The organism is Endozoicomonas atrinae, from assembly GCF_001647025.1.
Lineage (GTDB): Bacteria > Pseudomonadota > Gammaproteobacteria > Pseudomonadales > Endozoicomonadaceae > Endozoicomonas > Endozoicomonas atrinae.
In genome coordinates, this window is sequence record NZ_LUKQ02000344.1 from 1 (window position 1) to 4,487 (window position 4,487).

3 protein-coding genes are annotated in these 4,487 nt (G+C 44.8%); all 3 read left to right on the plus strand.

Translation table 11 applies throughout. The annotated features are described in order from the left end of the window. On the plus strand, positions 1-1,929 hold a 1,929-nt coding region (locus AK963_RS33675; protein WP_175404658.1), incomplete at its 5' end, for a hypothetical protein. A gap of 392 nt (positions 1,930-2,321) precedes the next feature. Then, positions 2,322-3,449 carry a hypothetical protein gene (locus AK963_RS25750; protein ID WP_139117665.1) on the plus strand — a complete coding sequence of 376 codons (1,128 nt, stop codon included), beginning with the start codon at positions 2,322-2,324 and terminating at the stop codon, positions 3,447-3,449. Positions 3,450-3,652: 203 nt separating this feature from the next. Next, positions 3,653-4,378: a 3-ketosteroid-9-alpha-monooxygenase, oxygenase component gene (locus tag AK963_RS25755; RefSeq protein ID WP_238593852.1), complete on the plus strand. Its 726-nt coding sequence runs from the start codon at positions 3,653-3,655 to the stop codon at positions 4,376-4,378. The last annotated feature ends 109 nt before the right edge of the window (positions 4,379-4,487 follow it).

The window sequence follows — 4,487 nt, forward strand, 5'->3', positions numbered from 1 at the left end:
GTGGAAACGTTTGTTCAATGGCTACCCTCGGATGAAAAGAAAAATATTCTGAAACTTTTTTGCCGAGTATTTGCAAGTTTTGGTTTGCCCTCAGGAGAAAAACTGACCGAAAATGAGAAAACACTTCTCCAATGTCTTAATCAGCATGGTTGTACCACTGAACATGGAGACGACAACAGTGATGAAGATGATGATCTTTTAGAATCAAGTCAAATGAAAGCACTGGCTCTGTTCTTCTCTGGGCCCGCAAAATGGCGCATGAAAATTGCCGAATTCCAACAATATCTGGCTGCCCATAAGAGTCCTCGAAATGAAAGAGTGGCTGTTTGTACTGCGCTGAAATCCTTGCTGCCGATATTGGCTATCCATGGAGGTTCTGGCATCCGGCTCTGGATTGAAATGCATTCTAAAAATCCACGCGATAAAGAGGCGCTCACTGCGGCATTATCCATTCCTGCACCACTGACTCTGACGAAATTTGCACTAACGCAGCTCCCTGAACCTGAGTGGCAGGAATACCTTGAGCTGTGCAGAAACCTTAAGCCTGCCCCAACCCTGGCGCAATGGAATGCATTAAAACCACTCCGCCAACAGCTTGGCGAGCGATTTGAGTACACGCTGTCGAAACGCATAATGCTGGAGATTCTCTGGCAACAATCAGAAGATAACCGCTCAAAATACGCGGATAAGATGGATGAGCTATTCAAAACCTTGCCCTCCATCTCACAGTGGCGCGAGTTACATCGGGTGCTTGGACAACACAAAATGCAGCAATTCCTGGATGCCTGTCTTGACTACCAGGCTAAACCTAAAACCGTTCCGGTTTTAGCGACTCAGCAACGGTTGTTGGAAGGAATGCTGCTGACAAACCATAACCTACCTGAACACGGGAAAATACCGGATCTCTGTTTTTCAAACCGAGTGTCAACTAATGATAAAAGTGGGGTGATTGTCGATGGTGATCACTTAGTGTCGGGTCAGACACGCCTGTGGCGCTTTATCACGGCCATGTTAATTGAGCTTGAACAAACAGCATATCAATTCAAGAATCAAAGGCTAACCGTTTTACCGGCCGATGGCGAACCGGTTGTACTCCAAAATCCAGAGTTTACCCTCAGAGATACCGGCTTTGTTATAAAGAACTGGACATTGCAACAGTTAACCGCCTTTTTCAAGGCAACCGAGTTCACGGAACAATGCTATAAAAAGCCTCAGGAGAAGCGCGATCTCTGTGCGATCAGGCTTGAGGCTAAATTAGCTCAAATGAAAGCACGAACCAAAGAGCCCGAGAAAGCTGAGCCTAAAAAAATACCAGTTCTGCTGCCACCTTCTGTGATTATCAATATCATCAAATACAACAAACCATTAAAGCCTGTGGTGTGGTCATCTCTGGAACACTATGCCAGCAAGGGCCTGCTAGCCACCAGTTTATGTAAGGCGCTCAGCCCGGTTATCCGAAATGATAATGATGATGTTGTTCCTGAGCTCGTTAAAAATGCAGTGGCTGCAAAGTTGGTACAGATTGAGGCAACAAAAACACCAGTAGTAACAGCCGCCCCTCAGCAACGACCTCTGGCAAGCACGCCAACTCAAGGGAATCAGGTTTCCAACAGTAGCATTCAAGGGCCGCTATCTACCTTTGACGCGGCAATGGAAGCGCTGGATCGTTTTAAGGTATTGGGAAACGCAGAACTTGAACTGCTGGAACCCCACCGAAGCCAAATGACTTATATTGAATTAAGCACTGCTATCAGCAAAATGAGCTACGCAGTGGATTCAGACACACGGAAAGAATGGAATGAAGCCAGCGAGAAAATGAGAAGAGACCCACTTGGGCTTGATGAAATATTGGAAGCTGATTTTGATTTATTGGCGACAGATTCACAACCGGGCAACAACCCTGACTGGCTTGAAGAACTTCTACAATAGAGAGTTGAGCTATCAATTGGCAAAGGATAAGCCAGCAACCATTTACACAAGCATTTTAAGGATAAAATGGCAATATACGCAGGTTAAATTGGCGCTTACTCTCGACCTGGCAAATTCTGGTTTCTTCATATATTCATTTAATTTCATCTTCTTCTCATCCAGAGGCTATTGAGTGTCCCCCAGAAGGTGTCGATACTGAACAGGATGAAGGGTTTATATCCCTGACTTCAGAAGAAAAGGCAATACCGCTTAGCAGTCTCTCTCCCGAAGAATGTCTGACATTAGTCAAAAAAGTATCAGACAGAGATGGCAAAACAGTGCTTCTAACGGCTGCTACCAGAAAGTCTCTGGTAACGATGGAAAGCCAGTATCGTAAAAAGCAATACTCAGAAATGCAAAACACCTATAAACTGTTTTTAACATTATGCACAGCATGTGCTTCCGATGATATTTTTGTTGGCTTTGAAGGTTTCCATGAAAGATATATAAAATTTATATCATCCCAACTTCTAGAGAAGGAAGCAGAAGACAAAAAAACTGAAAACAAGCAGTCTACTGAAGAACCCGGCCAAGAAGATAGGTTACCTGTTTTTCCACTAAAATACTTACCTCAACAGGATTCTGCAGAGTTTTTAGCATCACTTTTAAAATTAGTTCTCCCAAGAGAACAGCTGAATAAATGTGCATTTCGGTTATTAACCGAACGGCTGGTTATGAGGGGTCCAGATATATTAAGGATAACCGATGACCCACGAACAACTCCGGCAAATACCCCTGAACTCTCACCAATAAAAGATACCGTCAATCCTGATACTTTGATTTATTCAGTCCCAGTTTCGCTCGAGCAAACTGAAAGAGGTAATTTCTCAATTCAAATGATTCTCGATGATGCGCTTTCATTAAAAAGTATTTCTGAAGGTGTACACCAAAAAATAACACTGGACCCGAATAATTTCAGACATGCAATACGCAACTTCCCAAGCTCGCTATCCAGAGCAAAAGAAACTGGAATGGGTGACCAACTTTGGGATGTCCTTCAGGAAAGACAGGTACTATTAGTGGAAGATGCTCCAGAAGTGATAACAATACAGCCAAAAATGGTTCACGAATTATGTGACCGGGCAAAAATCGCAGAAAAATTAGCTCATGATGACACGGAGGAATTTCAGTTAACTTTTAGAAAATGTAGTCCTGATGCTGAGCACCCTCCAGAAGAAATTACTCAAAAGTACAGGATTGTGGCAAAAGTGTTCTATGTGGAGGAAGGAGAAGCAAGAACACGTCACTATCGATGCTTGATAAATGGAAAAGATCGATTACCAGAAAGTGATGAACACAAAGTGGTCGATAGCGTCGTTATGGACGATAAAAACGTATTCATTGCCCCTCCAAATCATGAACATCTAATCCAGCTCGGTATTCTCTGCATGTTTACTGCTGAAAAAATCCCCTCTTCCACACCCCGTATGGAAAAGGCTTATGCTTTTACGCCAATAAAAATGGACAATCACAACATATAGGAACCAGAAATTGACTCAGATCAATAGAGTTATCAGGCAATCGTCCACTTAGACGATGATGACCAGCGACTCCTCACTAGACAATCGCAACATGAGGATTTTGCAAGCCTTCTGCCCTGACGATGTTCGATGCTTATAAAGGCTTGGGAAAATCGTTTTGAAAGTGGCAGATCGCAAGAGCATGCAGCGAGGAGAACAATAATATGAGCAAGTTGCACCTGATTGAGACGAACCCGGTACCTGACCGTTACGCCCGTGGCTGGCACTGCCTTGGAAAGCTGGAAAACTACAAGGATGGCAAAGCCCATACGATTGAAGCATTTGGTACCAAGCTGGTCGCCTTTCAGGGAGAAGATGGCAATGTTCATATACTGGATGCCTACTGCCCACATATGGGCGCTGATCTGAGCAAAGGCTGTATTGAGGGCAACTCCATTCGCTGTCCATTCCACGACTGGCGCTGGAACTCAGAAGGCGTTTGTGATGATATTCCTTACGCCAAGCGTATTCCGCCCAAGGCTCGTATCAAGTCCTGGCCAGCCTGCGAAGAGAACAACCTGCTGTATGTCTGGAATGATCCGGAAGGTAACCCTCCCATTGAAGAACAGACGATTCCCCGCATCGAGGCCTGCTTTGATGAAGAGTGGTCTGACTGGGAGATTGCCGAGATGCATATCGGCACAAACTGCCGCGAGCTCGTTGACAATGTCGCTGACAAAGCCCACTTTGGCCCGGTTCATGGTGCCCCTATCAAACTGTTCTCCAATGTATTCGAAGGCCATGCCGCCGAACAGACCATGATTGGTAAGAGTGAGCGCCTTGCTGAGGAAGGTGAACTGAAGACAGTAGCCACCTACTACGGCCCTTCTTATCAGATTACCGATATGTCGGGTGAAATGAACGGCATGCCCATGTCATCACCGGCGTAAAAAGTCCTCAAAACACCAGTCCAAAATGACCTGTCGTTAAGTATAGCTTTTTGGGGTGGTCTGCAAGTCTGATAGTTCCAGAAAGTTAAATATTTTACTAAGCTGACTC

Excerpts from the sequence above, each read along its gene's own strand:
- AK963_RS25750 (WP_139117665.1), top strand. The coding sequence starts at position 2,322 with ATGCAAAACACCTATAAACTGTTTTTAACATTATGCACAGCATGTGCT.
- AK963_RS25755 (WP_238593852.1), top strand. The coding sequence starts at position 3,653 with ATGAGCAAGTTGCACCTGATTGAGACGAACCCGGTACCTGACCGTTAC.